Source organism: Palleronia abyssalis (genome assembly GCF_900302445.1).
GTDB lineage: Bacteria > Pseudomonadota > Alphaproteobacteria > Rhodobacterales > Rhodobacteraceae > Palleronia > Palleronia abyssalis.
Genome location: NZ_ONZF01000008.1, coordinates 110,605 through 133,352 on the forward strand (window position 1 = coordinate 110,605; position 22,748 = coordinate 133,352).

General features: G+C 65.2%; 23 protein-coding genes and 1 other annotated feature. Of the genes, 10 read left to right on the top strand and 13 right to left on the bottom strand.

All coding sequences use genetic code 11. The features are described from left to right. Window positions 1-16 precede the first annotated feature (16 nt). The 3 genes from PAA8504_RS15640 to PAA8504_RS15650 form a co-directional block, all read right to left on the bottom strand. A complete protein-coding gene (locus PAA8504_RS15640; RefSeq protein ID WP_108895131.1) occupies window positions 17-1,021 on the bottom strand; it encodes a zinc-dependent alcohol dehydrogenase family protein in 1,005 nt (334 codons plus the stop codon). A gap of 116 nt (window positions 1,022-1,137) precedes the next feature. After that, window positions 1,138-1,788: a CatB-related O-acetyltransferase gene (locus PAA8504_RS15645; RefSeq protein ID WP_108895132.1), complete on the bottom strand. Its 651-nt coding sequence runs from the start codon at window positions 1,786-1,788 to the stop codon at window positions 1,138-1,140. Window positions 1,789-1,976: 188 nt separating this feature from the next. After that, entirely contained in the window at window positions 1,977-2,582 is a 606-nt protein-coding gene (locus PAA8504_RS15650; protein ID WP_108895133.1) for a flavin reductase family protein, read from the bottom strand. A gap of 73 nt (window positions 2,583-2,655) precedes the next feature. Here PAA8504_RS15650 and PAA8504_RS15655 point away from each other — a divergent pair, with 73 nt between their 5' ends. The 7 genes from PAA8504_RS15655 to PAA8504_RS15685 all read left to right on the top strand — a co-directional run bounded on the left by PAA8504_RS15655 (window position 2,656) and on the right by PAA8504_RS15685 (window position 9,284). Further along, a complete protein-coding gene (locus PAA8504_RS15655) occupies window positions 2,656-3,153 on the top strand; it encodes a GNAT family N-acetyltransferase (protein WP_108895134.1) in 498 nt (165 codons plus the stop codon). Between the two features lie 5 nt (window positions 3,154-3,158). Next, a complete protein-coding gene (locus tag PAA8504_RS15660) occupies window positions 3,159-3,935 on the top strand; it encodes an EcsC family protein (RefSeq protein WP_108895135.1) in 777 nt (258 codons plus the stop codon). 85 nt (window positions 3,936-4,020) lie between these two features. Next, complete coding sequence (locus PAA8504_RS15665) at window positions 4,021-5,019, top strand: TRAP transporter substrate-binding protein (protein WP_108895136.1); 999 nt, start codon at window positions 4,021-4,023, stop codon at window positions 5,017-5,019. A gap of 11 nt (window positions 5,020-5,030) precedes the next feature. Then, window positions 5,031-5,516 carry a TRAP transporter small permease gene (locus tag PAA8504_RS15670; RefSeq protein WP_245897662.1) on the top strand — a complete coding sequence of 162 codons (486 nt, stop codon included), beginning with the start codon at window positions 5,031-5,033 and terminating at the stop codon, window positions 5,514-5,516. Continuing rightward, a complete protein-coding gene (locus PAA8504_RS15675) occupies window positions 5,513-6,760 on the top strand; it encodes a TRAP transporter large permease (protein ID WP_108895137.1) in 1,248 nt (415 codons plus the stop codon). The genes PAA8504_RS15670 and PAA8504_RS15675 overlap by 4 nt, the downstream gene beginning before the upstream one ends. Before the next feature lie 50 nt (window positions 6,761-6,810). After that, window positions 6,811-6,868: a sequence feature (sul1 is cis-regulatory element that is thought to sense ions involved in sulfur or methionine metabolism; They are found in Alphaproteobacteria), on the top strand. A gap of 68 nt (window positions 6,869-6,936) precedes the next feature. Then, window positions 6,937-8,418, top strand: coding sequence for a SulP family inorganic anion transporter (locus PAA8504_RS15680; RefSeq protein WP_108895138.1), 1,482 nt, complete (start codon window positions 6,937-6,939; stop codon window positions 8,416-8,418). A gap of 14 nt (window positions 8,419-8,432) precedes the next feature. Continuing rightward, complete coding sequence (locus tag PAA8504_RS15685; protein ID WP_108895139.1) at window positions 8,433-9,284, top strand: universal stress protein; 852 nt, start codon at window positions 8,433-8,435, stop codon at window positions 9,282-9,284. Here the strand turns inward: PAA8504_RS15685 and PAA8504_RS15690 are convergent. From PAA8504_RS15690 to PAA8504_RS15720, 7 genes are all read right to left on the bottom strand, one after another. Continuing rightward, on the bottom strand, window positions 9,281-10,126 hold the full coding sequence (locus PAA8504_RS15690) for an NAD-dependent epimerase/dehydratase family protein (protein ID WP_108895140.1): 846 nt from the start codon (window positions 10,124-10,126) through the stop codon (window positions 9,281-9,283). The two genes, PAA8504_RS15685 and PAA8504_RS15690, sit on opposite strands and share 4 nt — an antisense overlap. After that, complete coding sequence (locus tag PAA8504_RS15695) at window positions 10,123-10,917, bottom strand: glycosyltransferase (RefSeq protein ID WP_108895141.1); 795 nt, start codon at window positions 10,915-10,917, stop codon at window positions 10,123-10,125. The genes PAA8504_RS15690 and PAA8504_RS15695 overlap by 4 nt, the downstream gene beginning before the upstream one ends. Further along, on the bottom strand, window positions 10,914-12,131 hold the full coding sequence (locus PAA8504_RS15700; RefSeq protein WP_108895142.1) for an NAD-dependent epimerase/dehydratase family protein: 1,218 nt from the start codon (window positions 12,129-12,131) through the stop codon (window positions 10,914-10,916). The genes PAA8504_RS15695 and PAA8504_RS15700 overlap by 4 nt, the downstream gene beginning before the upstream one ends. 119 nt (window positions 12,132-12,250) lie before the next feature. Beyond that, window positions 12,251-14,515: a xanthine dehydrogenase family protein molybdopterin-binding subunit gene (locus PAA8504_RS15705; RefSeq protein ID WP_181375822.1), complete on the bottom strand. Its 2,265-nt coding sequence runs from the start codon at window positions 14,513-14,515 to the stop codon at window positions 12,251-12,253. Further along, on the bottom strand, window positions 14,515-15,513 hold the full coding sequence (locus PAA8504_RS15710) for an FAD binding domain-containing protein (RefSeq protein WP_108895144.1): 999 nt from the start codon (window positions 15,511-15,513) through the stop codon (window positions 14,515-14,517). Before PAA8504_RS15710 ends, PAA8504_RS15705 begins: the two co-directional genes overlap by 1 nt. A 4-nt stretch (window positions 15,514-15,517) precedes the next feature. Continuing rightward, the gene (locus PAA8504_RS15715; RefSeq protein WP_108895145.1) at window positions 15,518-16,126 is read right to left on the bottom strand and encodes a (2Fe-2S)-binding protein; all 609 of its coding nucleotides are present in this window, start codon (window positions 16,124-16,126) and stop codon (window positions 15,518-15,520) included. A 249-nt stretch (window positions 16,127-16,375) separates the two neighbouring features. Next, window positions 16,376-17,401 (bottom strand): aldose epimerase family protein, encoded by a 1,026-nt coding sequence (locus tag PAA8504_RS15720; RefSeq protein ID WP_181375823.1) that lies wholly within the window; start codon window positions 17,399-17,401, stop codon window positions 16,376-16,378. 102 nt (window positions 17,402-17,503) lie between these two features. Here PAA8504_RS15720 and PAA8504_RS15725 point away from each other — a divergent pair, with 102 nt between their 5' ends. Continuing rightward, window positions 17,504-18,160: a DUF1236 domain-containing protein gene (locus PAA8504_RS15725; protein WP_108895147.1), complete on the top strand. Its 657-nt coding sequence runs from the start codon at window positions 17,504-17,506 to the stop codon at window positions 18,158-18,160. 274 nt (window positions 18,161-18,434) lie between these two features. Further along, the gene (locus PAA8504_RS15730) at window positions 18,435-19,244 is read left to right on the top strand and encodes a hypothetical protein (protein WP_108895148.1); all 810 of its coding nucleotides are present in this window, start codon (window positions 18,435-18,437) and stop codon (window positions 19,242-19,244) included. A gap of 25 nt (window positions 19,245-19,269) precedes the next feature. On the opposite strand, the gene PAA8504_RS15735 is transcribed toward PAA8504_RS15730, so the two are convergent. From PAA8504_RS15735 to PAA8504_RS15745, 3 genes are all read right to left on the bottom strand, one after another. Further along, window positions 19,270-20,037 (bottom strand): GH25 family lysozyme, encoded by a 768-nt coding sequence (locus PAA8504_RS15735; RefSeq protein ID WP_108895149.1) that lies wholly within the window; start codon window positions 20,035-20,037, stop codon window positions 19,270-19,272. 123 nt (window positions 20,038-20,160) lie between these two features. Next, on the bottom strand, window positions 20,161-20,472 hold the full coding sequence (locus PAA8504_RS15740) for a hypothetical protein (protein WP_108895150.1): 312 nt from the start codon (window positions 20,470-20,472) through the stop codon (window positions 20,161-20,163). A 214-nt stretch (window positions 20,473-20,686) separates the two neighbouring features. Continuing rightward, the gene (locus tag PAA8504_RS15745; protein WP_108895151.1) at window positions 20,687-21,619 is read right to left on the bottom strand and encodes an aldo/keto reductase; all 933 of its coding nucleotides are present in this window, start codon (window positions 21,617-21,619) and stop codon (window positions 20,687-20,689) included. Window positions 21,620-21,874: 255 nt separating this feature from the next. Here PAA8504_RS15745 and PAA8504_RS15750 point away from each other — a divergent pair, with 255 nt between their 5' ends. Further along, complete coding sequence (locus tag PAA8504_RS15750; protein WP_108895152.1) at window positions 21,875-22,726, top strand: vWA domain-containing protein; 852 nt, start codon at window positions 21,875-21,877, stop codon at window positions 22,724-22,726. Window positions 22,727-22,748: the final 22 nt, after the last annotated feature.

Genomic DNA, 22,748 nt, shown 5'->3' on the forward strand with positions numbered 1-22,748 from the left:
GCGGACCGGCATAGGCTCAGATCGACAGGGTGATCTTGCCGAAATGGCTGCCCGATTCCTCGTGCCGGAAGGCGTCGGCGATATCGTCCAGCGGGAAGTTGCGGTCCAGGATCGGGCGGATGCCCGTCGATTCCATCGCGCGGACCATGGCATTCTGCATTGCATGGGATCCCACGATGAGGCCCTGTAGGCGCTGCTGTTTGGCCATCATGAGGGCCGTGGGGATTTCCCCTGAACGGCCGGTCAGAACCCCGATGAGGGCCATGTGCCCGCCGATCTTCGTCGCCTGGATCGACTGGTTCAACGTCGCCGGGCCGCCGACCTCGATCGTGTGCGAAACGCCGCCGCCCGACATCTCGGCAATGGCAGGGCCCCATTCGGGCACGGTCTTGTAGTTGACGGTCCCCGCAGCCCCCATGTTGGTCAGCCGCGCCAGCTTCTCGTCCGAGGAGGAGGTTGCGAAGACACGCGCCCCCATCGCCTTGGCGATCAGGAAGGCATAGGTCGAGACGCCCCCGGTGCCCAGTACCAGCACGGTGTCGCCGGCCTTCAGCCCCCCGTCGACGACCAGCGCGCGCCATGCGGTCAGGCCGGCCGTGGTGATCGTCGCGGCTTCCTCGTGCGACCAGCCTTTGGGCGATTTGGTGAAGTAATTCGCGGGCCGCGTGACGGCTTCGCGGGCATAGCCGTCAATCCCGTCACCTGGCGTCCGCGTGAAATCGGCGATCTGCGGCGGACCGTCCATCCAGTCGGGAAAGAAGGTGGATACGACGTGGTCACCTGCTGCGAAGTCGGTGACGCCATCACCCACCGCGTCGACCTCTCCTGCCCCGTCGGACATGGGGATGCGCCCGTCCTCGCTGGGCATGTTGCCCGATACAACTCCGTAGTCGTGGAAGTTCAAGGACGAGGCCCGCAAGCGTACGCGTATCTCGCCCGGCCCGGGATCGGGTGCGTCGGGTCCGTCGGTCACGGTCAGCTTGTCGAGGCCGCCGGGGGCGGCGAGGCGGATGGTCTTCATGATGTTTCGCTCCGTTCCGAGTTGCTGCCGGTCAAGATCGTTCGCGGCCGGAGTGAGGCAAGACCCAACCCCGCGGAAGGGCTTCACGTGCGCTTTCGGACATCGATCGCGGTGCCCTATGGCGCGAAGTGGGCCAGGCTGTCGATATCGCAGGCTTGCAAGGCCTCAGTCGCGGCCTCGATCCGATCGCGTGGCCATGCCCACCATTTCAGGTCAAGCAGTCGATCGACATCCCCTTGGTCGAACCGCATGCGAAGAAGGCGCGCGGGATTCCCGGCCATGACGGCATAGGGCGGCACGCGCCCCCGGACCACTGCACCGGTGGCGATGATGGCACCGTCGCCGATCTGCGCGGCGGGAGAGATGGTCGCGCCCATTCCTATCCAGACGTCATTGCCAATGATGGTATCGCGGGCATCCGGGGTGTATCCCCTCATGGCGGCCGGATCGAAGACGGGGAAGGGATAGGTGCTTATGCCGCCCGTGGCGTGGTTGGCCGAAGCCGTCACGATGCGTACCCCGCTCGCGATCTGGCAGAACCGGCCGATATGCAGGTGATCCGGTGCGCCGGGATAGAGATAGGGGGCCAGCATCGCCGCCCATCCGTCCGGGTCCGACGGCGGGTCGATGGCGGAATAATAGGACCAGTCGCCGACGTGGATGTTCGGATGGTCAATCGCGCGGGATAGGTGAACGGTGCCAAGATGTGGGCTGCCGTCGGGCAGGGCGATGGGATGCAACGCATCCGGATCGGGAAGGGAGGGCATGGGGACCTCTCAGGCTCTGTAACATGGAATGGGCTCAGAGCTGTGAAATCACCGGTTCCTCCATCGGTTTTGAGGCGTGTTAGCAGTTTAGGTGGCAAAAGTCCACGGAAGACCCGATCAGCACTGCTTGCCCTTGGATCGGGGGGGTGCGGCAAGCGCGCCCTTGGAGGGCTATCCGCGATCCCCGATCATTCCCCAGGCCGCGGCATCGAGAACAGGTCGGTGACCTTGGCGAAATCTCGGTAGCCCAACCGCGAGACGGGATTGAAGCTGAGAACATCGAACCGGCCGTCGACCAGGGCATCCTCGCGAATGTGGATGCCGGTGACCGTTCCGATGACCAGAAAATTGCTCTGACCCTCAAGCTGCACGATCTGGGTCATGCGGCATTCCAGATTGGCCGGGGCCGCCGCCACGCGCGAGCAATCGATCGTCTCGCACGGCGCTTTTTCCAGGTCGGTATGCCGGAATTCATCCGTCCCGCGGTCCCACGGCCCCGAGCTTTCGTTCATCGCCCCCTTCAGCGCGTCCGACACCACGTTGCAGCAGAACACGCCGGTTTCGCGGATGTTCGAGACACTGTCCTTCGTACCGTCGCGGTCAGGTTTCGCGCCCGTGGACGAGAAGATTACCTGCGGCGGCGTGTAGGCGACCGCGTTGAAGAAGGAGTAGGGGGCCAGGTTTTCCGATCCGTCCGCCCCGCGGGTCGAGATCCAGCCGATGGGGCGCGGCGCCACGATCGCATTGAACGGGTTGTGGGGAAGGCCGTGGCCGTCCTCGGGGCGATAGAACATCTCGTACTCCTTCGCGTTTGCGACAGGGGTAGCACCGTGCTAGGCGGCGCGCCAGCCGAAGGGGGGGCAGGGGATGCTGACGGTCGAGGCGCCTCAGGATTGGTGGGAGGTCGAGTCGCTTTTCGACCTGAGCTTCGCGCCGGGGCGCGAGCTTCTGTCGTCCTATCGGCTGCGCGACGGCGTGCCGCCGGTCGGGCCTTTATGCCTGGTCAGTCGCGAGACGGGCGTCGTGGGCGGTGCCATCCGGTACTGGCCTGTGCGGGTCGGCGAGGCACCGGCGCTTCTTCTTGGTCCCGTCGCCGTGCATCCCACGCGACAAGGGGAAGGCTTGGGCGCGATGCTGATCCAGACCAGCCTCGACCGGGCGGCGAGTCTCGGCCATGACAGGGTGATGCTGGTGGGCGACGCACCCTATTACGGCAGGTTCGGGTTCGAACGCCTGGATCATGTCCAGATGCCGCCGCCGACCAATCCCGACCGGGTTCTCGGGCTGGAACTGCAGGAAGGCGCTTGGCGGAACGTGTCCGGGCAAGTCACGCCTTGGCAAGAGGTCGCCTGCCCCCCATCTTGAGCGGCATGAGCACAGAGCCCGTCGAATACGAAGAAATTTCGCCCGAACTCTCGGAGGAGCTGGACCGTCTCGCCAAGAGGTTCCGCATGGCCGACGGCGTGGGCATGCAGGTCCTCAGCCTGATAGGTGGCCAGACCGAGGATCTTCTGGGTCGCCTGCCCATGTCGGTCCGTCAGGGACTGGACCGGGCCACCCGCCGCGCGCTGGAGTCGGCGTTCGATGCCGCGCAGTTTTCGCGGGGTCGCTTGAAGGATCGCCCCGATTGGCTGAACACCGTGGCGACAACGGCGATGGGGGCCATGGGCGGCGCGGGCGGAATGCCGACCGCGCTGGCCGAGCTTCCGGTGACCACCACCGTCCTTCTGCGCGCCATTCAGGGCATCGCGTCCGATCTGGGATTCGACGTGACCGAACCCGTCGTGCGCGCGCAATGCCTTCAGGTATTCGCGGCGGCGGGACCCCTGTCGCGCGATGACGGGACCGACATGGCCTTCCTGACCGCCCGGATCACCCTGTCGGGGCCTGCGGTTCACGGCCTGATCGCCAAGATTGCCCCGCGCATGGCGACGGTTCTGGGCCAGAAACTGGCGGCACAGGCCGTTCCGGTGATCGGCGCGGCCGCGGGGGCGGCCACGAACTATGCCTTCACCAGCTACTATCAGGAAATGGCCCGGGTCTATTTCGGCCTTCGCGCCCTGGCGCGCGACAGTGGGGTCGAGGTCGATACGCTGTTGCGCGAGTTTCGAATGCGTGTTCAGCCGCCGCGCGAAATCATGCTGTAGCGCGCCGGCGGGCGTCTGCCGGAACCGGTTGACGCGGCTTTCGGGAAAGAACATTCCTCCTCCGGCATAAGAGGAGGAGACCCAGATGCTTCGACGCTCATTCCTGACGACCGCCGCGGTCGCCGCCCTCATGGGCACCGCCGTTCAGGCCGCCCCCGAGGATTTCGCCGACATGGAGCAGGTCAACCTGCGCCTGGCGCATGTGGTGAACGAACAGGACGGCTTCCACGTCGCCGCCGAACGCTTCGCCGAGCTTGTGGACGAGCGCACCGGCGGCAAGATCTCGGTCGAGATTTTCCCCAACGCGACGCTTGGCGACGAGCGCACCCTTCTGGAAGGCATGCAGATCGGGTCGATCGACATGGGCGTGATCACCGCCGGTCCGGTGTCGAACTTCCTGCCCGAGATGGCGGTGTTCGAGCTGCCCTTCCTGTTCCCGTCGAACGAAGCCGCCTACGAGGTTCTCGATGGCGAGGTTGGGCAAGAGGTTCTGGGCCGTCTGGAAAACGTGAACCTCAAAGGCTTGGCCTATGCCGAGCGTGGGTTCCGCAACCTGACGAACTCGGTCCGGCCCGTGGCCAGCCCCGACGACATGGACGGCATGCGCATCCGCGTGATGGAAAACCCCGTCTACATCGACACGTTCCGCGAACTGGGCGCCAACGCCATCCCCATGGCCTGGACCGAGGCGCTGACCGCCATGCAGCAGGACACCATCGACGGGCAGGAGAACCCCGTGGGCGTCGTCCACAGCTTCAAGCTGGACGAGACGCAGGATTACATGACCATGACGCGGCACAGCTATGCGCCCGCGATCTTCGTCATGGGTCTGCCGGTGTGGAACCAGTTCTCAGGCGAGGCGCAGCAAGTGCTGATGGATTCGGCGCAGGACGCGGCCGAGTATGAGCGCGCCCACAACGCCGAGATGGAAGAGCAGCAGATGGACGAGCTTCGCGAGCGCGGGATGGAGATCGACATGAATCCCGATCTCGACGCGTTCAAGGCGCAGATCCAGCCCGTCTACGAGCAATATGGCGAAGAGTTCGGCGACCTGCTGAGCCGGATCCAGTCGCAGACGAACTGAAGGTGGACCGCGTGGCGGATCTGACGGAACGGGCGGTCGCGGCAGTGCTGCGGCCGGTCGTCTTCGCGGGGATGGCGGCGCTTGCCGTCGTCATCACCCTTCAGATCGTCTCGCGCGTGTTGTTCACCGCCGTCAGCTGGACCGAGGAGGTCGCGCGCTTTCTTCTGGTCTGGCTGACCTTCCTCGGGGCCACCCTGGCCCTGGCCGAGAAGCGCCACATCGCCGTCACCGTTCTGACCGACCGACTTCCGCCCCGCGCACGCCGGATCGTGACCGCCGCCGGCCTTCTGGCCATGATCGCCTTTCTTGCGGCCCTGTCGTGGATCGGCTGGTCCTACATGTCGATGCAGAGCTTTCAGCGATCCGCGTCGTTGCGCATCCCCATGATCTACGTCTACTCGGTCATCCCGCTTTCGAGCGCGCTGATGGCCGTCCTGTGCCTGGGCCAGATTCTGGCGGTCCTAACAGGGCGTGAACCGGACCGGTCCGTCCCATGAGCCTGCTTCTGTTCGGCATCTTCGCGGGGCTTCTGGTGATCGGCGTGCCGGTGGCCATCGCCATCGGGGCGGGTACGCTCGCCGCCGTCTGGGCCAGCGGCGTGCCGGTCCTTGTCGTGCCCCAGCAGATGTTCGCAGGCATCAACAGCTTCGCGCTGGTGGCGGTGCCGATGTTTATCCTCGCCGGCGACATCATGGCGGCGGGCAAGATCAGCGCGCGGCTGGTGCAGCTGGCCGATGCGCTGATCGGGTTCCTGAAGGGCGGCCTGTCCATCGTTTCGATCCTCGCGGCGATGTTCTTCGCCGCGATCTCGGGGTCCGGTGCGGCGACCACGGCGGCGGTCAGTGCCACGCTGGTGCCTGAACTGAAGGCCAAGGGGTATGACCCTGCCTCGGCGGCCAGCCTGATCGCGGCGGGCGGGACCATCGGAGTGGTCATCCCGCCATCCGTCCCGATGATCCTTTACGCCGTCATCGCGCAGGAATCCGTCGCAAAGCTGTTCCTGAACGGGTTCATCCCCGGCGTGCTGATGGGCCTCGCGCTGATGTCCATCGCCCTGGTGCAGGGCTATCGCCGCGCCTATCCCAAGGGCAGTCCGTTTTCCCTGCGCACGATCTGGCGCAGTTTCCGGTCGGCCTTCTGGGGCCTGATGACGCCGGTCATTATCCTGGGCGGCATATTCTCGGGGATCTTCACCCCCAGCGAGGCGGCGGTGGTCGCGGTCGACTACGCGATCTTCGTGTCGCTGTTCATCTATCGCGACCTCGGCTTGAAGGACATCTACCGCATCGTGATCCGGTCGGGGGTGACCACGGCGGTCATCATGTTCGTCATCTCGGCGTCGGCCGCGCTCAGCTGGGCGTTGTCGAACTGGCAGGTGCCGTCGGCCATCGCGGCCAGCGTGCTGTCGCTGTCGGACGAGCCGATGGTGGTACTGGCCATGATCCTGTGCGTCGTCCTCGTCACGGGCATCTTCATCGAGACGGCGTCGGCCCTGATCATCCTGACCCCGATCCTGCTGCCGCTGGTGCTGCAACTGGGCCTCGACCCGGTGCATTTCGGAATCGTCCTGGTGGTGGGGCTGTCGATCGGAATGATCACGCCCCCGGTGGCGATCAATCTTTATGTCGCGTCCTCGGTCACCGGTATCGGGCTCGAGCGTATTGCGGGGGCGGTGCTGCCTTATCTTTTCGCACTGATCGCGGTTCTGGTGCTGGTCACCTACGGCCCGCTTCTGATCTGAGGTGGAACGGCTTGTGTCGACCGTCCGTCCCCATTAGGGGGCAGACATCGTTCGGACCCGGGTGAAACTCCCGGGTGGCTCTCCCGGCCGCCGATCCGCCGGGGCAACCGTAGATAAACTTCAACGATCCCCGGCGGGACCATCGCCCGGCCGGATTGGAACGGGACATTCGATTCATGAACCTTGACGCCTATCGTCGTCAGTGGCTGGGCAACGTGCGGGGCGACCTTCTGTCGGGCCTCGTCGTGGCCCTCGCACTGATCCCCGAAGCCATCGCCTTCTCGATCATCGCGGGCGTGGACCCCAAGATCGGGCTTTACGCCTCGTTCTCGATCGCCGTGGTCACCGCCATCGCCGGCGGACGGCCTGGCATGATCTCGGCCGCGACTGCGGCCACGGCCGTGCTGATGGTCACGCTGGTGGCCGATCACGGGCTGCAATATCTGCTGGCCACCACCGTGTTGGCGGGGCTTTTGCAGATCGCCGCGGGTGCGGCGGGGCTGGGGCACCTGATGCGCTTCGTCTCGCGATCCGTGATGACCGGGTTCGTCAACGCGCTGGCGATCCTGATCTTCATGGCGCAGATCCCCGAGCTGATCGGCGTGCCGTGGCTGACCTATCCGCTGGTCGCGGTGGGCCTCGGGATCATCTACCTGTTCCCATACCTCACCAAGGCGGTGCCATCGCCACTGGTGACTATCGTCGTGCTGACGGCGGTGGTGCTGGTGATGGGCTGGGACGTGCGCACCGTGGGCGACATGGGCGAACTGCCCGACACGCTGCCGGTGTTCCTTATCCCCGATATCCCGCTGACCTTCGAAACGCTGGCGATCATCTTTCCCTACGCCGCCGCGGTGGCCGTGGTTGGTCTGCTGGAAAGCCTGATGACGGCGAACATCGTCGACGACCTGACCGATACCAAGTCGAACCGGAACCAGGAATGCGTGGGGCAGGGGCTTGCCAACACCGCGACCGGGTTCATCGGTGGCATGGCGGGCTGCGCGATGATCGGGCAGTCGATCATCAACATCAAGTCGGGTGGGCGTGGCCGTTTGTCGTGCTTCGTCGCGGGCGTGGTGCTGCTGTTCCTTGTCGTGGCGCTGGGCGACGTGGTCGCGCGGATCCCGATGGCGGCACTGGTGGCGATCATGATCATGGTCTCGATCGGGACGTTCTCTTGGTCGTCGATCAAGGACCTGCGCACGCATCCGCGGTCGTCCTCGGTCGTGATGCTGGCGACGGTGGCGGTGGTGGTCTATACCCACAATCTGGCCATCGGGGTGCTGGTTGGCGTCCTGCTGTCGGGACTGTTCTTCGCAGGCAAGATCGCGCAGTTCTTCCGGGTCACGTCCTCGATCTCCGAGGACGGGCGGGTCCGGACGTACCATGTCGAAGGGCAGCTGTTCTTTGCCTCGTCCGAGGATTTCATGAACGCGTTCGACTTCCGCGAGGCGGCCGAAAAGGTCGTGATCGACGTCAGTCGCGCGCATATTTGGGACATTTCCTCGGTTGCGGCGCTGGACATGGCCGTGCTCAAGTTCCGCAGGGACGGGTCCGAGGTCGAGATCGTGGGCATGAACGAAGCGTCCGAGACCATCGTCGACCGGCTTGCGGTGCATGACAAGCCGGGCGCGATGGACGACCTGATGGCCCATTGAGGGAGGGAGACGACATGACCGGGAAGATCATCGCGCTGGTGGACGGCTCCACCTATTCGAAAAGCGTCTGTGACCACGCCGCGTGGATCGCGGGCCGCACGGGCCAGGAAGTTCAGCTGATGCACGTCCTGGGCCGTCGCGAAGGCGGGTCGGGCGGCGATCTGTCCGGCGCCATCGCGCTGGGGGCACGCAGCGCGCTTCTGGACGAGCTGTCCACCGTGGACGAGCAGCGCGCCAAGCTGGTCGTCCATCGCGGCCGCGCCATCCTCGAGGATGCGAAAGGCCTCATGACCGAGGCGGGTGTGAAGGCGACCGAGCATCTGCGCCACGGCGATCTGATCGAAGCCGTCACGGAAAAGGAAAAGGACGCCGAGCTGATCCTGGTCGGCAAGCGCGGCGAGGCGGTGGATTTCGCCAAGGGGCATCTGGGGTCGAACCTGGAGCGCGTGATGCGCGCCGTGTCGAAGCCGCTTTTCGTGGCTTCGCGCGCGTTCCACCCGGTCGCGAAGGTGCTTCTGGCCTATGACGGCAGCGCCAGCGCCATGCGCGCGGTGGATTATGTCGCCAGAAGCCCGCTTTACGCCGGTCTGCCCGTCCACATCGTGACGGTCGGATCGCCGTCGGACAGCGCGAAGCGGGGGCTGGAGGACGCGCGGGCGATGCTCGCGGCGGCGGGCCTCGAAGCGGAAACCGAGATCGTGTCGGGGCAGCCCGAAAGCGCCATCGGCAAGCTGGTGGACGAGCGCGGGTTCGACCACCTGATCCTGGGGGCTTCGGGCCACTCGCGTCTGCGGTCGCTTTTCGTGGGTTCGACCAGTCTGGAACTGATCCGGACCTGCAAGATCCCGATCCTGCTGGTGCGCTAGTCCGCGGACCGGTCGTAGGCCAGGTTCGCCGCCAACGCCTCGGCCAGACCGGTCATGCCCTGCGGCTGCCATCCCAGGCCCCGCAGGATCGCGGTCTCCATCTCGTTGACGGTCTTCGGATCGGAGGGGTCAGGGAGGGGCCCGGCCTTGCCCGACACGCGCGTATTGGTTTCCAGCAGGACGCGCCGATCCAGCACGATGTCCGATACGTTCAGCAGAGTCGGCGGCGCGGTCAGGCCGAGGACAAGTTCCACCGCAGCGGCGACATCATGGGCGTGAACCTCGGTGCCGATCCGGGGCGCGGGGCGGTCGCCGGCCTCGAACGCGGCGAACAGATCCTGCCACTTGTGCCCGCGTCCCGGAACCGGGGGGCCATAGATCCCCGTGGCGCGAAGCGCGGTGCCGTTCGGGGGTAGGCCACGTTCGGCGGCCAGTTTGACCTGTCCGTAAAGGGTGTCGGGCTGCGGCTCCATCCCCTCCGACAGACGGGTGCCGGGCGGGTAGGCACCGTATACGGCGCGGCTGGACAGGAAGACTGTCCGAAGCCCCAGCGCAGCGGCGCCTTCGAACAGCGCCAGGGTCCCGTCCAGGTTGGCGTGGACGAAACCCTCCGGATCGTCGCCTTCTCCGCCGCGATACCGTCCGGTCACGTGTTGGAAGGCGGCGTGGATCAGGGCGTCCTGATCCGACAGGTCCGGCACGTCGCCCAGCTGCCAGTCGCGGTGCAACAGCCCCGCCACGCGGCGGCGCCCTAAGGCGGTGATCGTATGTCCGCGTGCCGCAAGCCATTGCGCGACAGGCCAGCCGACCAGGCCGCTTGCCCCCGTGACCGCAATCCTCATCGCGGGTCCGGCATCGCAGACAGGTCCGGCCGGTCGCCTGCCGCATATCGGTGCCATAGATCGATCAGCGGGCGCAGCCGATCCGCCTTGGCATGATCCTGCCACGGTTTCTCGTACTGAAAATGCAGCACGCGGATCGCGTCCCAGTCCCATAGGGTAGGCAGGTTGAACCAGACGTATTGCAGCATGTTGCAGGTCACCGGCAGCCCGTGCCAGTCGGGAAACCAGTCCTGCAGGAAGGTCTGGTCCGTCCGGCGCCAGAACGCGCCGGGCTGATCCAGGTGGGCCAGCATCGCGTCGAAGGTCGCAGAGGCCGGGCGGGCGGTGAACACGCCCGAGTTCATGCGATGAAAGTCGCCAAGGCTTTCATAGACGTTCGGCGCGGCGCAGAACTCGGGGTAGTCGAACAGCTTGTCGATATTGCGCAGAACCAGCGTGTCGGCATCCAGGAACACCACCCGGTCATAGTCCAGCTGCCACAGCCGCAGCTTGGCGAAGTTGTCCAAGGGCGTGTGAAACGCGGGCTTGTCGCCCTTCGTGAAAGGGGCGGCCCCGTGCAAACGGTCGCGCTGGTGTGCTGCGTTGAATGCGTCCGAGGTCGACAGCAGATCGACCGCCACCAGCCGCGCGCCAGCGGCCGTCAGCGGCGCCAGAGCATCGGCCGGAACGCCGCCCGTATGCATCACCACCCGGTGCGCCGTGGTGCCGGTCAGCGCCAGCGAATTCAGCAGCGCCCTCGCCCCCAGCGCGAAATCCGCGTTGGTGACCAGTGTGACGTAAGCCCGTTTCACGAGACGGACTTCAGCGCCTTGCCTTCCGGATCACGCTCGACCTTCGCGCCAAGCTCCTTGGTCCAGCCCGACACGGCCGGCACGCGGCTGCGGTCGATGCGGTAGGCGTATTTCCGGGCCACTTCGACGACCTCGTCCAGAAGACCCTCTTCCAGCGTGGTGGGGTCGAGGCCGAGCGCCAGGAACTGGTCGTTCTTGACGATCAGGTCGTTTTCGGGCGCTTCCTTCCGGGGGTTCGGCAGGTTGGCGATCTTGGCGCCGGTCATCTTAGCGATCATCTCGGCCAGGTCGCGGACGCGGTGCGTCTCGGTCATCTGGTTGAAGATGCGCACCCGCTCGCCTGCTTTCGGCGCGTCGCCAAGGGCCAGCTCGATGCAGCGGACCGAGTCGCGGATGTGGATGAAGGCGCGGGTCTGGCCGCCGGTGCCGTGCACCGTCAGCGGATAACCGATCGCCGCCTGGATCAGGAAGCGGTTCAGGACCGTGCCGTAATCGCCGTCATAGTCGAAGCGGTTGACCAGCTGTTCGTGCTTGCGGGTCTGGTCGGTGTGGGTGCCCCAGACGATGCCCTGGTGAAGGTCGGTGATCCGCAAGCCATCGTTCTGGGCGTAGAACTGAAACAGGATCTGATCGAGCGACTTGGTCATGTGATAGACCGAGCCGGGCTTGGTCGGATACAGGATCTCCTGCTCTTTCTTGCCGCTGGGCGTGTCGATCTCGACGTCCAGATAGCCTTCGGGGATCGGTGCGCCGACGCTGGAATAGCCATAGACGCCCATGGTCCCGAGGTGGACCAGATGCGCGTCGATCCCCGTCTCGACCATCGCGGCCAGAAGGTTGTGGGTCGCGCTGACGTTGTTGTCGACGGTATAGACCTTGTGGCGGTCGGTCTTCATCGAATAGGGCGCGGCCCGCTGTTCGGCGAAGTGGATGATGGCATCGGGTTTCTCCTCGGCAAGCCACTGTTTCAGGCGCTCGTATTCCTTGGCCAGATCCAGCAGGTGGAAGCGGATCCGCCGCCCCGTCACGTCATGCCAGATCCGGCAGCGTTCCTGGATCGAATCCATGGGCGTCAGGGACTGCACGCCCAGTTCGGTATCGATCCAGCGGCGAGAGAGGTTGTCCACGATATGCACTTCGTGACCGAGGTTCGACAGGTGCAGGGTGGTGGGCCAGCCGACGAAACCGTCGCCGCCGAGGATCGCGATCTTCATGGGGTCACTCCAGTCACATTCGTGAGTGCGGTATCAACGTTGCGTGACGTTTTCTCAACACCGGACTTGTCCCCCGGCAAGGGATCGCCCGGACCGATCTCCGGTCCGGGCGCTTGGTATCAGGTGGACAGCACGTCCGAGATGGTCATGGGCAGTGCGGTCAGCCGCTTGCCCGTTGCGTGATAGATCGCGTTGCCGATTGCCGCCGCGGTACCGACGATGCCGATCTCACCGATGCCCTTCACGCCCAGCGGGTTCACGTAGTCGTCCTGTTCTTCCAGCATCTCGACCCGCACCTCGCGGATGTCGGCATTCACCGGCACCAGGTATTCGGCGATGTTGGCGTTCAGGAAGCGAGAGCGTGGCTTGTCCGTCTCGGTCACCTCGTGCAGCGCCGAGGAGATGCCCCAGATCATCCCTCCCATCAGCTGGCTGTGGGCCGTCTTGCGGTTCAGCCAAGTGCCAGCGGCAAAGGCGCTGTGGATGCGGGGCACGCGGATCTCGTGGGTGTACTTGTGGATCCGCACCTCGACCATTTCGGCCCCGAAGGCGAACATGGCAAACTCGGGCGTCACAGGTCCCGCGGTGCCGTATCCGCCCGAGAAGGTCGCCTTGATCAGCTGGTCCGTCAGCGCCGGGTGGCGGAACGTGCCCACCACCTCGATCTCGCCCTCGGGGATCATCTGAAGGGCTTCCATCACGCTCTGGCTCTGTCCGTCGGGTCCACGAAGCGTGCCGTCGTCGAGGGTGATGCGGCTGGGATCGACGCCCGACAGCGGGCCTTCGGACATTCCAGAGATCTGCGTGGCCAATTGCTGCGCAATCTTCACGCAAGCGTCGTGAACGGCCGACCCGGCCGAGGCCGCGGTGGTCGACCCGCCCGAGATCGGGGCGACGGGCAGATCGGCCTCGCCCATCACGACATCGACCGCCTCTACCGGCAGGCCAAGTCGCGCGGCGGCGATCTGTGCCATGATGGTGTAGGTTCCGGTGCCCACATCGTGGGCGGCCAGTTCGACATAGGCGTTGCCCGTGCCCTGGGCCCGCACCCGCGCGTTCGAGGCGAGGATGTTGGTGGGATAGGTGGCCGTCGCGCAGCCATAGCCCACCAACCAGTCGCCATCGGTCATCGACCCGATCTCGCGCCCGCGCTGGTCCCAGCCGAAGCTGTTGCTGACGGCATCGTAGCTTTCCATCAGCGACCGGGACGAGAACGGGACATCCTCGGTCGGATGGGTCATCGTGTCGTTCACGCGGCGAAGTTCGACCGGGTCCATCCCCAGTTTCCACGCGAGCTCATCCATCGCGGATTCCAGGCCGAAGAAGGTCTGCATCTCGTTCGGGGCGCGCATGAACCCGCCCGAATTGGTGTCCGACCGGGCCAGACGCTGTTCGGTGTGGATGTTCGGGCAGGCATACATTGCCCGCGTGATATGCGTGCCGGGATTGACGATTTCCCCGAACTGCGGGGTCTGGGCGATCTCGACATGTTCGAACGCGGTCAGGCGCCCTTGCGCGTCGGCCCCCAGGCGGAACTGCTGCCGACTTTCGGGGCGGAAGGTGGCCACAGTATACATCTGCGGACGGGTCACGATCAGCCGGACCGGGGCGCCGACGCCCTTGGCCGCCGCGATGGTCAGCATCGCGTAGGGCGTGATCCCCGCCTTCGATCCGAACGCGCCCCCCACGAAGGGAGAGATCACCCGGACGCTGGTTTCCGGAAGCCCGTAAGCCCCGGCAATGCCGTGACGCAGGGTCCGCACGGATTGCGAGGGCATCCACACGGTCAACCGGTCGCCGCGCCATTCGGCCGTGGCCGAGAACATCTCCATCGGGTTGTGATGCTGGAACGGCGTGGTGAAGGTCATGTCCACCGTCTGCGCAGCCTCGTCGAGGCCGGCTTGCAGATCGCCCTTCGTCAGGACCATGCCTTCGCTGTCTTCGCCGGCGCCCACGACGAAGCTGTCTTCGGGGTCCATGTGGATCGACCCGTCGGCCTCCTGGTAGGTCACGTTTACCAAGTCCGCGCCGCGACGCGCGGCGGCCGCGGTTTCGGCCACGACGTATGCGACGGGCTGGCCGGCATAGCGGATGTCCGTGCCCTCCATCGGCCAGAACGAAGACGAGCCCGGACCGCCGGCATAGAAGCCCTTGACCGTCTTGTAGTCCGGCAGCGTCTCGTGCGTGAAGACCGCGACAACGCCCGGCTCGGACTCGGCCGCCGAGGTGTCGATCGCGGTGACCTGCCCGACCGCGATGGCCGAACACACGAGCGCGCCATGGAGCATGCCCGAGGGCGTCTCGTCCGCGGCGTAGGTCGCCGTGCCGGTGACCTTGCGGCGCGCGTCGGTGCGGGTGACTTCGGTGTTGATCGTCTGGGCCATCATTCGCCTCCCATGCGGGATTTCGCGGTCATCAGGGCGCCCGCCACAACGTCGGCGCCCAGTTCGATCTTGTAGGCCGAACCTTCCAGGGGTTCGGCGTCCTGAAACGCGATCCGTCCGGCCTCGCGCGCGGTCTCTTCGGTCAGGGGGCCGCCTTTCAGCGACTCCTCGGCCGCGGTGGCACGCCACGGCGTGGCCGCGACGCCACCAAGCGCGATGCGGACATCGCGAACGGTGTCACCGTCCATCTCGATCCCGACGGCGGCCGAGGCTGCGGCGAAGGCATAGCTCTCGCGGTTGCGAGCCTTCATGTAGAAGCTGTTCCGCATGGCCGGGATCATCGGCAGCGCAATCTCGGTCACGATCTCTCCGGGCTCCAGCACTGTTTCGATATGGGGATCGTCCCCGGGCAGGACGTGCAGGTCCGCGAAGGGAATGCTCCGCGTGCCGCCGGGGCCGCGGGTCGTGACCTCGGCATCGAAGGCGACCAGGGCCTGCGCGAAATCGCCGGGATACATGGCGACGCACGCGTCCGAGCCGCCGAAGATCGCGTGCATCCCCGTCTCGCCCCCGTCCAGCGCGGCACAGCCCGAGCCGGGATTGCGCTTGTTGCACTGGGCATAGGCCGTGTCGCGGAAATACGGGCAGCGGGTGCGCTGCAGGATGTTCCCGCCAAGCGTCGCGACATTGCGCAACTGCGGCGAGGCGGCTTTCCAGAGCGAATCTGACAGCGCAGGGAACGCGTCGATCACGGCCGGGTCGTCGGCCACGGTTGACATCTTCGCCAGCGCGCCGAACCGCATGCGGTCAGCGCCAACCTCGTACCTCTCCAGATCGCGAAGCCCGGTGATGTCGACCAGCGCCTCGGGTTCGAGGACGCCGATCTTCATCAGGTCCACCATCGTGGTGCCGCCGGCGATGATCTGCGTGCCGTCTTCGGCGGCATCGTCGGACGCGTCGGACACAGAGGTCGGACGGGAATAGGCAAATCTCTTCATTGTCTCACCCCTGCTGGCTGTCGCGGACCTGCACGATGGCGGCCACGATGTTGGGATAGGCGCCGCACCGGCACAGGTTGCCGCTCATGTATTCGCGGATCTCGGCCTCGTCGCCGGCATGCCCTTCGTCGATGCAGGCAATGGCCGACATGATCTGACCGGGCGTGCAGTACCCGCATTGGAAGGCGTCGTTCTCGGCAAAGGCGGCCTGCATGGGGTGAAGGTCGCCGTTCGGGTCGGCCAGCCCCTCGACCGTGACGACCTCGGCGCCTTCGGCCATGACGGCCAGTGTCAGGCACGAATTCACCCGCATGCCGTTCAACAGAACCGTACACGCGCCGCATTGACCCTGGTTGCACCCGATCTTGGTGCCGGTCATGCCCAGAGTGTCACGCAGCGCTTCCACCAGTGTGGTGCGCGGTTCGACAGACAGGGACCGGACCTTGCCGTTCACGTTCATCGTGATTGTTCGCGCCTCGGCGCTGGGCATCGAATCCTGGGCCTGCGCGGCACCGGCCGCAATTCCAAGCGATCCGGCCACGACCGAACTGCCTTGCAGAAACCCGCGGCGGGAAACGCCCGGGCGACGTAGATCAGGGGGAGTCTTGGGCATGCGCCGACCTTTCCGACTTTTAACGCGATCGGGTCGGGACGTGGGGCAGGGCTGCTCCAAGGCAATGCGCTGTTTTGGTTTGAGATTTCGACCTAAAATAGTCGGAAAAGACGATCTTAGCTATTTTGCGGGAGACTCCGTCCGGGTCCCCCACGGGATCGCGACATCGCGACGCGATCCCGTGGGAAACTGCGCGCATGGGTTCAGCCCGGAGAACAGGCCCTACTGCCGGAATCCGGTGTGCGGGCCTCAGTTCCCCTTCAGCCGTTTGAACGAATAGTGCGAGGCTTGGCGGAAAGTGTCGCCTGGGCGCAGGACGATCCCGGGCCAACGGTCACGCCCCGGAGCATCCGGCCACATCTGCGGTTCGATCGCAAAGCCGGCCCGATGCGGATAGGGGACACCGTGTACCGTCCTCTCGTTCTCGACCGAGAACGGGTGCATTCCGAAAACTTGCAGCCCGGGTGCAGTGGTATGGACCGTCATGGCCAGCCCCGTCGCGTCGCTTTCCAAGCGTAGCGCAGGCGAAAGGTCCCTCGGGGCGGTCGCGAGGCAGAAATTGTGGTCGAAATCCGGCAGGTTCCGGGGATCGAGCGCCCGGGGTTTTCGGAAATCGAAATCGGTGCCTTCTACCGATCGGATTTCCCCGGTGGGCAGGATATCATCATCCACCGGCAGGTAGGTGTCTGCGTGAATGGTCAGCCTTTGCCCCGCCCAGGTCATTTCCGGCGGCTGCATTGTCCAGTACCCGTGAAGCGCGGGGTTCATGAACGTCGGCGCATCGGTTTCGGCCTCGAGTTCGTGGATCAGGATGGCCCCGTCCAACCGGTAACGTGACGTGATCCTGCGATTGCCCGGCAGGCCACCTTCGCCTTCGGGAAGGTCGATGGTCATCTCGACATGATCCGAGTCGTGCCGCGCCAGGGTCCAGGTCTTGGTGTTGATCCCGGCGGACCCGGAATGCAGCGTATGGCGGCCATCCTGATTGGCGTCGAACCGCAACGTCCGGCCGTCGATCTGGGCCTCGGCTCCCGCGATGCGGTTGGCCACCGGCCCAACGACGGTTCCGAAGTTCTGGAAGATCCCGGCATAGGCCGCTGCGTCCAACGACCCCAGGGTCAGTGGATCGGGATGATCGAAGGCCGTCAGCCCATGCAACGCGGCCCCAAAATCCAGAATGCCCAGTGAAAGCGTCTCATTTGCCATGGCGAACCGGCGGATCCGCCGCCCGTCCGGCAGGGAGCCTTCCAAAATCTCGACCGAAGTCTCTGCCATCATGCCTTTCCTTTGCTCATCGGGAACACGGGATGCCCAGTCTTCGTTCTTTATCATAACTTGCCGGGAGTCACCCGGCGCTTCTCGATTGAGGACTGATTAATGTTGAAGACATATCTGATTGCCGGCGTATCTGCCCTGACCATCGCCGGAGCGGCGCAAGCCGAGGTTCCCGCATCGGCAAGTACCGACATGAATCTTCGTGCGGGCCCCGGGGAAGAGTTCGACGTTATTTCCCCAATCGCTGCGGCGGACGGTCTGACCGTCACACGGTGTATTGCGTCGGGTCTTTGGTGCGAGGTCGTGCACGAAGGCACCACCGGGTGGGCCTTTGCCGAGTATATGGCTGTGGTCGTCGACGACCAGTATTCCAGCTTTGCCCAAGCGCTGACGCGTGGCGTCATCCCCTCGCTGCCGCGCGCGGAAGTCATCGCGGAGCTTGACGCTTCGGCTGACAGCACGGGCGCAAGCGCGGTCACGGGTGCTGCGGTCGGCGCTCTCATCGCGGGTCCGGCGGGTGCTGCCGCCGGGGCGGTCGTCGGTGCCGAAACCGACATCGCCGGCGAGACGATGGATTACGTTCGCGCGAACCCGGTCGAGCCTGTCAATCTCGAGGGTGATCTTGTGGCAGGTGCCGGGATCCCTGAAGGTGTCGACGTCTATGAGGTCCCGAACGACGACTATTACTACGCATATGTCAACGGAACCCCGGTCCTCATCGACCCCGAGACACGTCAGATCGTGCGCGTCGTCGAATAATACGACCCGGCCACCGTAAAGTGTCTTCAGCAGCCGCACCAACAGATGGTGCGGCTGTTCGCATGTCATTCTTCCCGAAAAAATCTGCACTCCGGGTTTCGGCTGACCCAGGGTCCACCGCCGTTGTTGTGCGAGCTGGGAAGTTTCACCGGGTTGCGCGCCGGGAATGGAGGGGCGTCTTCCCGCCGACATGGCGACCGCGGGCTGCGAATGGGCATACACTGCGGTGGGAAGGACTTAAGAGTGCCACCATATCACAACGGAGTACCCCGCGATGAGGGACACCTGGACCCGAGTGGTCGGTGCACTTTGCCTGTTGGCCTTGGCGGGGCTGGCCTTCTTCGCTTCGGTCAATCATCGTGACCTGCCGCAAAGCGCAAGGGCCGCCGAGTATGCCCGCGGGATCAGCGTTTCGGCTTCGGCGACTTACGTCACTCTCAGAACGCTGAACGCCTTCCTGTCCTCGGCGCAGGAGATCGAGGTCGGTGTCTCTCTGATCGGGTCGGGATCGGCGCAGCCGTTGAAAGTGCTCGAGCCCATCGATGACACTGTCGAACGGATCGCAGCGGTGGTTTTCGCGGTCATGCTGGCCTCTGGCGTTCTTGCGGTGACCATGGGACCGCTGGGGGCGGTCGGTTTTGCCATGCTCGGGGGGGCGGCGGTGCTTTGGGCCGCGGTCGTCGCCAGCGGGCGCAGCCGTCCTTTGGGCGGGGTGCCGCGGCAGTTGACGATCTATGGCGGCTTTCTGGGGCTTGGTATCCCGCTGGCTTTCCTGATCTCGGGCCTCGTTGCGGACCGCTTGGTGGCCGAGACTTGGTTGGAACACAGCCGCATCGTGTCCGAAATCACGGCGACCGTCGAAGGGGTCGAAGCCGAGTCCGGCTTCCGGGCGATGATGGATCAAGTCGAACGCTATCAGACCCTGGCCGGCAACCTGTCGAACCGCGCGGATGAACTGGTCGGTAGTCTGGTCAGTCTGTTGTCCGTCTATATCTTCAAGGTCCTCGTCCTTCCGGTGTTGCTGATCGGTGGCCTGCTGGTCGCGGCGCGTCGCCTTGCCGTGCCCGGGCACCGCGCCGCCTGACGCTGATCAGAGCGCGCGCCGCTGGCTAAAGGATGGACCGGGCAGCGCGCCAAGCGTGCCATGCGCCTTCGGACCCGTTGAACGCGTTGAGATCGACATTCCCCGAGATCCCCGGAACCCGGCCGGTCGCGGTGTATTGCCAGACCCGCCAAGGGGCTCCGGGATAAGCATCCTCGACTGGCCGCGCGGTCGATCGCAGCCACGTCTCGGCACCCAGGCGGGCGATCTGGTTCTCGGGATAGAACTCGCGCGTGGTATAGATCAGCGGCATCTGCCCGTAGTGCCGCGCGAGGATCGACATGAAGCGGGTGGCGCGGTCGCGCACTTCGGCTGCGGGCGGGCGCACCGTGCAGGTGGGAGAGAAGGGCGTCCATTCAAGGTCGAGGACCGGCGGCAGATCGCCCGCACGGCGGGGGACATTCTGTATGAACCAGCGGGCCTGCGTTTCGGGCGGACCGCACCAGTAGAAGAAGTGATAGGCCCCGACCGCGACCCCCGCGCGCTGGGCGGCATCGTGATGGGCAGCGAACATCGGGTCGATCCGGTCGCCCCCTTCGGTTGCCTTGATCCAGGCGAAGTTGACTCCGGCGGCGCGGGCGGCGGTCCAGTCGATGTCGCCCTGCCATCGGCTTAGGTCGATGCCATGCACCGGGAAACGGTCTGGTCCGCGCCCACCCCAATCGGTCGGATCGACATCGCCGAAATCGGGCGGAATGGCCCGGCCGATAATCGGTGGCGCGGCCGGTCGGGCGCAGGCGGCGAGGGAGAACAGAAGAAAGCTGCGACGAAACATGGACAACCCGGGACTGAAAGGGACGCGCGCCGCGGGGGCGTCGCATACCCAAGTCTGACCCTGTTCCGAATGGGGACGCAATCGCGCATTCCGGCGCAAACGGGCAGGCCGGTCACGCTCTCGTCATCCCGTCATCAATCGAAGGCGCCGCGCTCTGTCAACGCTTGCATCAGGCCGGATTGTTGCATCCGTCGCATCTGAAACTCCATCTCCGCAACTGCGATTTATCCCGGTCGCAAGATTCTCGGGCAGGGCCCCGTCGGGGGAGGCGAAGCGCTCCGACATCTCCTCTATGGTTCCATTGTCCTCTTCCAGAACGCCTTCCATTCGCGTCAACAGGGCGTCGATGCCGTCTTGCGATGTCTCGGCAATATAGGCTTGCAGCACGCAATCGGCGGCGCTGCGCATCTCTACGTCCCATTCGAGGGCGGACATTTTCGACGCCGGTCGTGTCGCCATTCAGGGCGTTTTGAAGCATGCGCGTCGTCATCTTCTCGGACAGGAATTCCATCCGCTTGAGGCGGTCCTGCGCAAGGGCGGGCGAAGTGAGAAGAAGCAGGGCGAAAGCAGTTCGAAACACGATGACCTCGGGACGTTCCGTTCCCAATTTTCCTTCCCTTACGCCATCTTTCGATCAACCGGACGGGGGTCAGTCCTGCTCGGACCGGTCCGTCGCCGGGGCAGGCTGCCGGGTCAGGGCCGTGACGCGGGCTGCAATGTCGTCATTCCAGTCGAAGGTCAGTGCGTCGAGCGACGGCAGAAGCTGTTCGACCGAGCGACCTGAAATGATGGGGGACGTCACACCCGGACGGTGCATGGCCCAGGCAACCGCCAAAGTCGCTGGGTCCATGCGATACCCGCGGGCGAGCGTCGCAAGATCGGCGGCCGTGTTGTGCATCCAGTCCGAGGCATAGCGCTTGGCATACATCTCGGAGTCGCGCAGCCGCCCTTCGCCGCCCGCGCGATATTTGCCCGTCAGCAGCCCGCCCCCGAGGGGCGAATAAGGATAGACGTCGATCTTCTGATCCTCGGCCATGGGCAGGATCTCGACCTCGGCCTGGCGCTTCACGAGGTTCAGCATGGGCTGGATGGCGTCGATCCGGATGTCGAAGCGGGCGGCCACGGCTTGCGCCTTCATCACCTGCCACGCGGCGAAGTTGGACACGCCGATGGCGCGGATCCAGCCCTGGTTCTTCAGGATCGACAACGCCTCGAACGTCTCCTCTAGGTCCGTTTCAGGGTCGAAGCGATGAAGGTAGTAGAGGTCGATCGTATCGACCCCAAGACGGGTCCGGCTTTCGTCGCAGCTTTCCCGGATCGACGTGGCCGAGTTCCCGCGCCGCATGTTGACCTTCGACGCCAGAATGATTTTCTCGCGCTCGACCGCGGCAAGCTTTCCCAGGATCTCTTCCGAGCGGCCATCGGTATAGACATGGGCGGTGTCGAACATGTTGATCCCGCGCTCTCGGCAGGCGCGGAACATGGCGCGGCTGGCATCTTCGTCGGCGGTGCCGCCGAACTGCATGGCGCCGAAGGACAGGGCGGAAGGCGGGGTGCCGTCGGGCGAGGTCACATTGCTCATGCCCTCGAAATTGCGGTTGCGCCTCGGGATGGCAAGGCCCCTCTGCCTGCATGGCCGAATGGCGCCGAGACGGGCCCGCGCGACAGCTTTCGGGCCGCGCGTCCCGGGGGTGCCGTTCGCGCAATGGACGGAAAACAGACATGCGGGGGGCAACCTGCCGACTTGTGCGGCATCCCACCGGGGCCGGCCCCGATTTGATCGCCCGGGCGACCGCAAGCCGGGATCGTCGGGCCCAATTCGAGTATCGCAAGGGGCATGACCAAGAACGTGGCCTTGGCTGGCCTGCGTCACGGCAATGTTCCCGTGGCGGCGCAGGGGCAGCCAATGCCGGGCAAACACGGCCGGTCGAACCGGTCTTACCACAAGGGGAGGATCAACCATGGAGAAGAGCCCATGTTTCGATCCACACTTTCGGCGCTTCTGATCGGCGCCACACTTCCTTCGCTCGCGGCGGCTGGCTGCTATGACGACGCAATGCTGGTCTTCGACGGTTCGGGGTCGATGGCGACACGCGGCTATCACGCAGGTGCTGCCTCGCGCATCGACGAGGCGCGGCAAGCCCTGTCGCGCAGCCTGCCCAGCATCCCGCAGGAACGCCGTATCGGGCTTTTGACGTACGGGCCGGGCAAGTTGCGGGGGATGTGCGTCAACATCCACCTGCGCCTGTCCCCGACCCCGGGCGCAGCCTCTGCCATCGCGGCAGAGGTCGACCGGATGGAACCATTCGGGGACACGCCCATGACAGCCGCGGTCGAAGCCGCGGCCGATGTTCTGCGGCATGAAACCCGCGCATCCACCATCGTCCTTATAACGGATGGAGAGGAAACCTGCGGCGGCGCGGTGTGCGCCACGGCGAAACGTCTGGCCGATACGGGCGTTCGCACCGTCATCCATGTCGTGGATTTTCGTCGCGTCGAAGCCGAGGGTATATCCGCACCCCCAGCCGAGCAGGCGCCGGCCTGCATGGCCCATCAAACAGGCGGTCTGTACCTGGCCGCCGAGACGGCGGAGGAGCTGGAATCGGCGTTTCGCATGACGCTGGGTTGTCCGCTTCTGAGCGATGCGCGGCCGGCAGATCAGTATCCGAGCTGGTTCTTACCGGGCTGAAACGAGGAACGGGCGCCCTGTT

What these genes read in the sequence shown, in the direction of transcription:
- PAA8504_RS15720 (WP_181375823.1), bottom strand. Translation starts at nt 17,401, where the DNA reads ATGGCAGAGACTTCGGTCGAGATTTTGGAAGGCTCCCTGCCGGACGGG.
- PAA8504_RS15655 (WP_108895134.1), top strand. Translation starts at nt 2,656, where the DNA reads ATGCTGACGGTCGAGGCGCCTCAGGATTGGTGGGAGGTCGAGTCGCTT.
- PAA8504_RS15740 (WP_108895150.1), bottom strand. Translation starts at nt 20,472, where the DNA reads ATGTCCGCCCTCGAATGGGACGTAGAGATGCGCAGCGCCGCCGATTGC.
- PAA8504_RS15735 (WP_108895149.1), bottom strand. Translation starts at nt 20,037, where the DNA reads ATGTTTCGTCGCAGCTTTCTTCTGTTCTCCCTCGCCGCCTGCGCCCGA.
- PAA8504_RS15710 (WP_108895144.1), bottom strand. Translation starts at nt 15,513, where the DNA reads ATGAAGAGATTTGCCTATTCCCGTCCGACCTCTGTGTCCGACGCGTCC.
- PAA8504_RS15745 (WP_108895151.1), bottom strand. Translation starts at nt 21,619, where the DNA reads ATGAGCAATGTGACCTCGCCCGACGGCACCCCGCCTTCCGCCCTGTCC.
- PAA8504_RS15700 (WP_108895142.1), bottom strand. Translation starts at nt 12,131, where the DNA reads ATGAAGATCGCGATCCTCGGCGGCGACGGTTTCGTCGGCTGGCCCACC.
- PAA8504_RS15685 (WP_108895139.1), top strand. Translation starts at nt 8,433, where the DNA reads ATGACCGGGAAGATCATCGCGCTGGTGGACGGCTCCACCTATTCGAAA.
- PAA8504_RS15730 (WP_108895148.1), top strand. Translation starts at nt 18,435, where the DNA reads ATGAGGGACACCTGGACCCGAGTGGTCGGTGCACTTTGCCTGTTGGCC.
- PAA8504_RS15645 (WP_108895132.1), bottom strand. Translation starts at nt 1,788, where the DNA reads ATGCCCTCCCTTCCCGATCCGGATGCGTTGCATCCCATCGCCCTGCCC.
- PAA8504_RS15660 (WP_108895135.1), top strand. Translation starts at nt 3,159, where the DNA reads ATGAGCACAGAGCCCGTCGAATACGAAGAAATTTCGCCCGAACTCTCG.
- PAA8504_RS15690 (WP_108895140.1), bottom strand. Translation starts at nt 10,126, where the DNA reads ATGAGGATTGCGGTCACGGGGGCAAGCGGCCTGGTCGGCTGGCCTGTC.
- PAA8504_RS15750 (WP_108895152.1), top strand. Translation starts at nt 21,875, where the DNA reads ATGACCAAGAACGTGGCCTTGGCTGGCCTGCGTCACGGCAATGTTCCC.
- PAA8504_RS15675 (WP_108895137.1), top strand. Translation starts at nt 5,513, where the DNA reads ATGAGCCTGCTTCTGTTCGGCATCTTCGCGGGGCTTCTGGTGATCGGC.
- PAA8504_RS15640 (WP_108895131.1), bottom strand. Translation starts at nt 1,021, where the DNA reads ATGAAGACCATCCGCCTCGCCGCCCCCGGCGGCCTCGACAAGCTGACC.
- PAA8504_RS15725 (WP_108895147.1), top strand. Translation starts at nt 17,504, where the DNA reads ATGTTGAAGACATATCTGATTGCCGGCGTATCTGCCCTGACCATCGCC.
- PAA8504_RS15665 (WP_108895136.1), top strand. Translation starts at nt 4,021, where the DNA reads ATGCTTCGACGCTCATTCCTGACGACCGCCGCGGTCGCCGCCCTCATG.
- PAA8504_RS15715 (WP_108895145.1), bottom strand. Translation starts at nt 16,126, where the DNA reads ATGCCCAAGACTCCCCCTGATCTACGTCGCCCGGGCGTTTCCCGCCGC.
- PAA8504_RS15650 (WP_108895133.1), bottom strand. Translation starts at nt 2,582, where the DNA reads ATGTTCTATCGCCCCGAGGACGGCCACGGCCTTCCCCACAACCCGTTC.
- PAA8504_RS15705 (WP_181375822.1), bottom strand. Translation starts at nt 14,515, where the DNA reads ATGGCCCAGACGATCAACACCGAAGTCACCCGCACCGACGCGCGCCGC.
- PAA8504_RS15680 (WP_108895138.1), top strand. Translation starts at nt 6,937, where the DNA reads ATGAACCTTGACGCCTATCGTCGTCAGTGGCTGGGCAACGTGCGGGGC.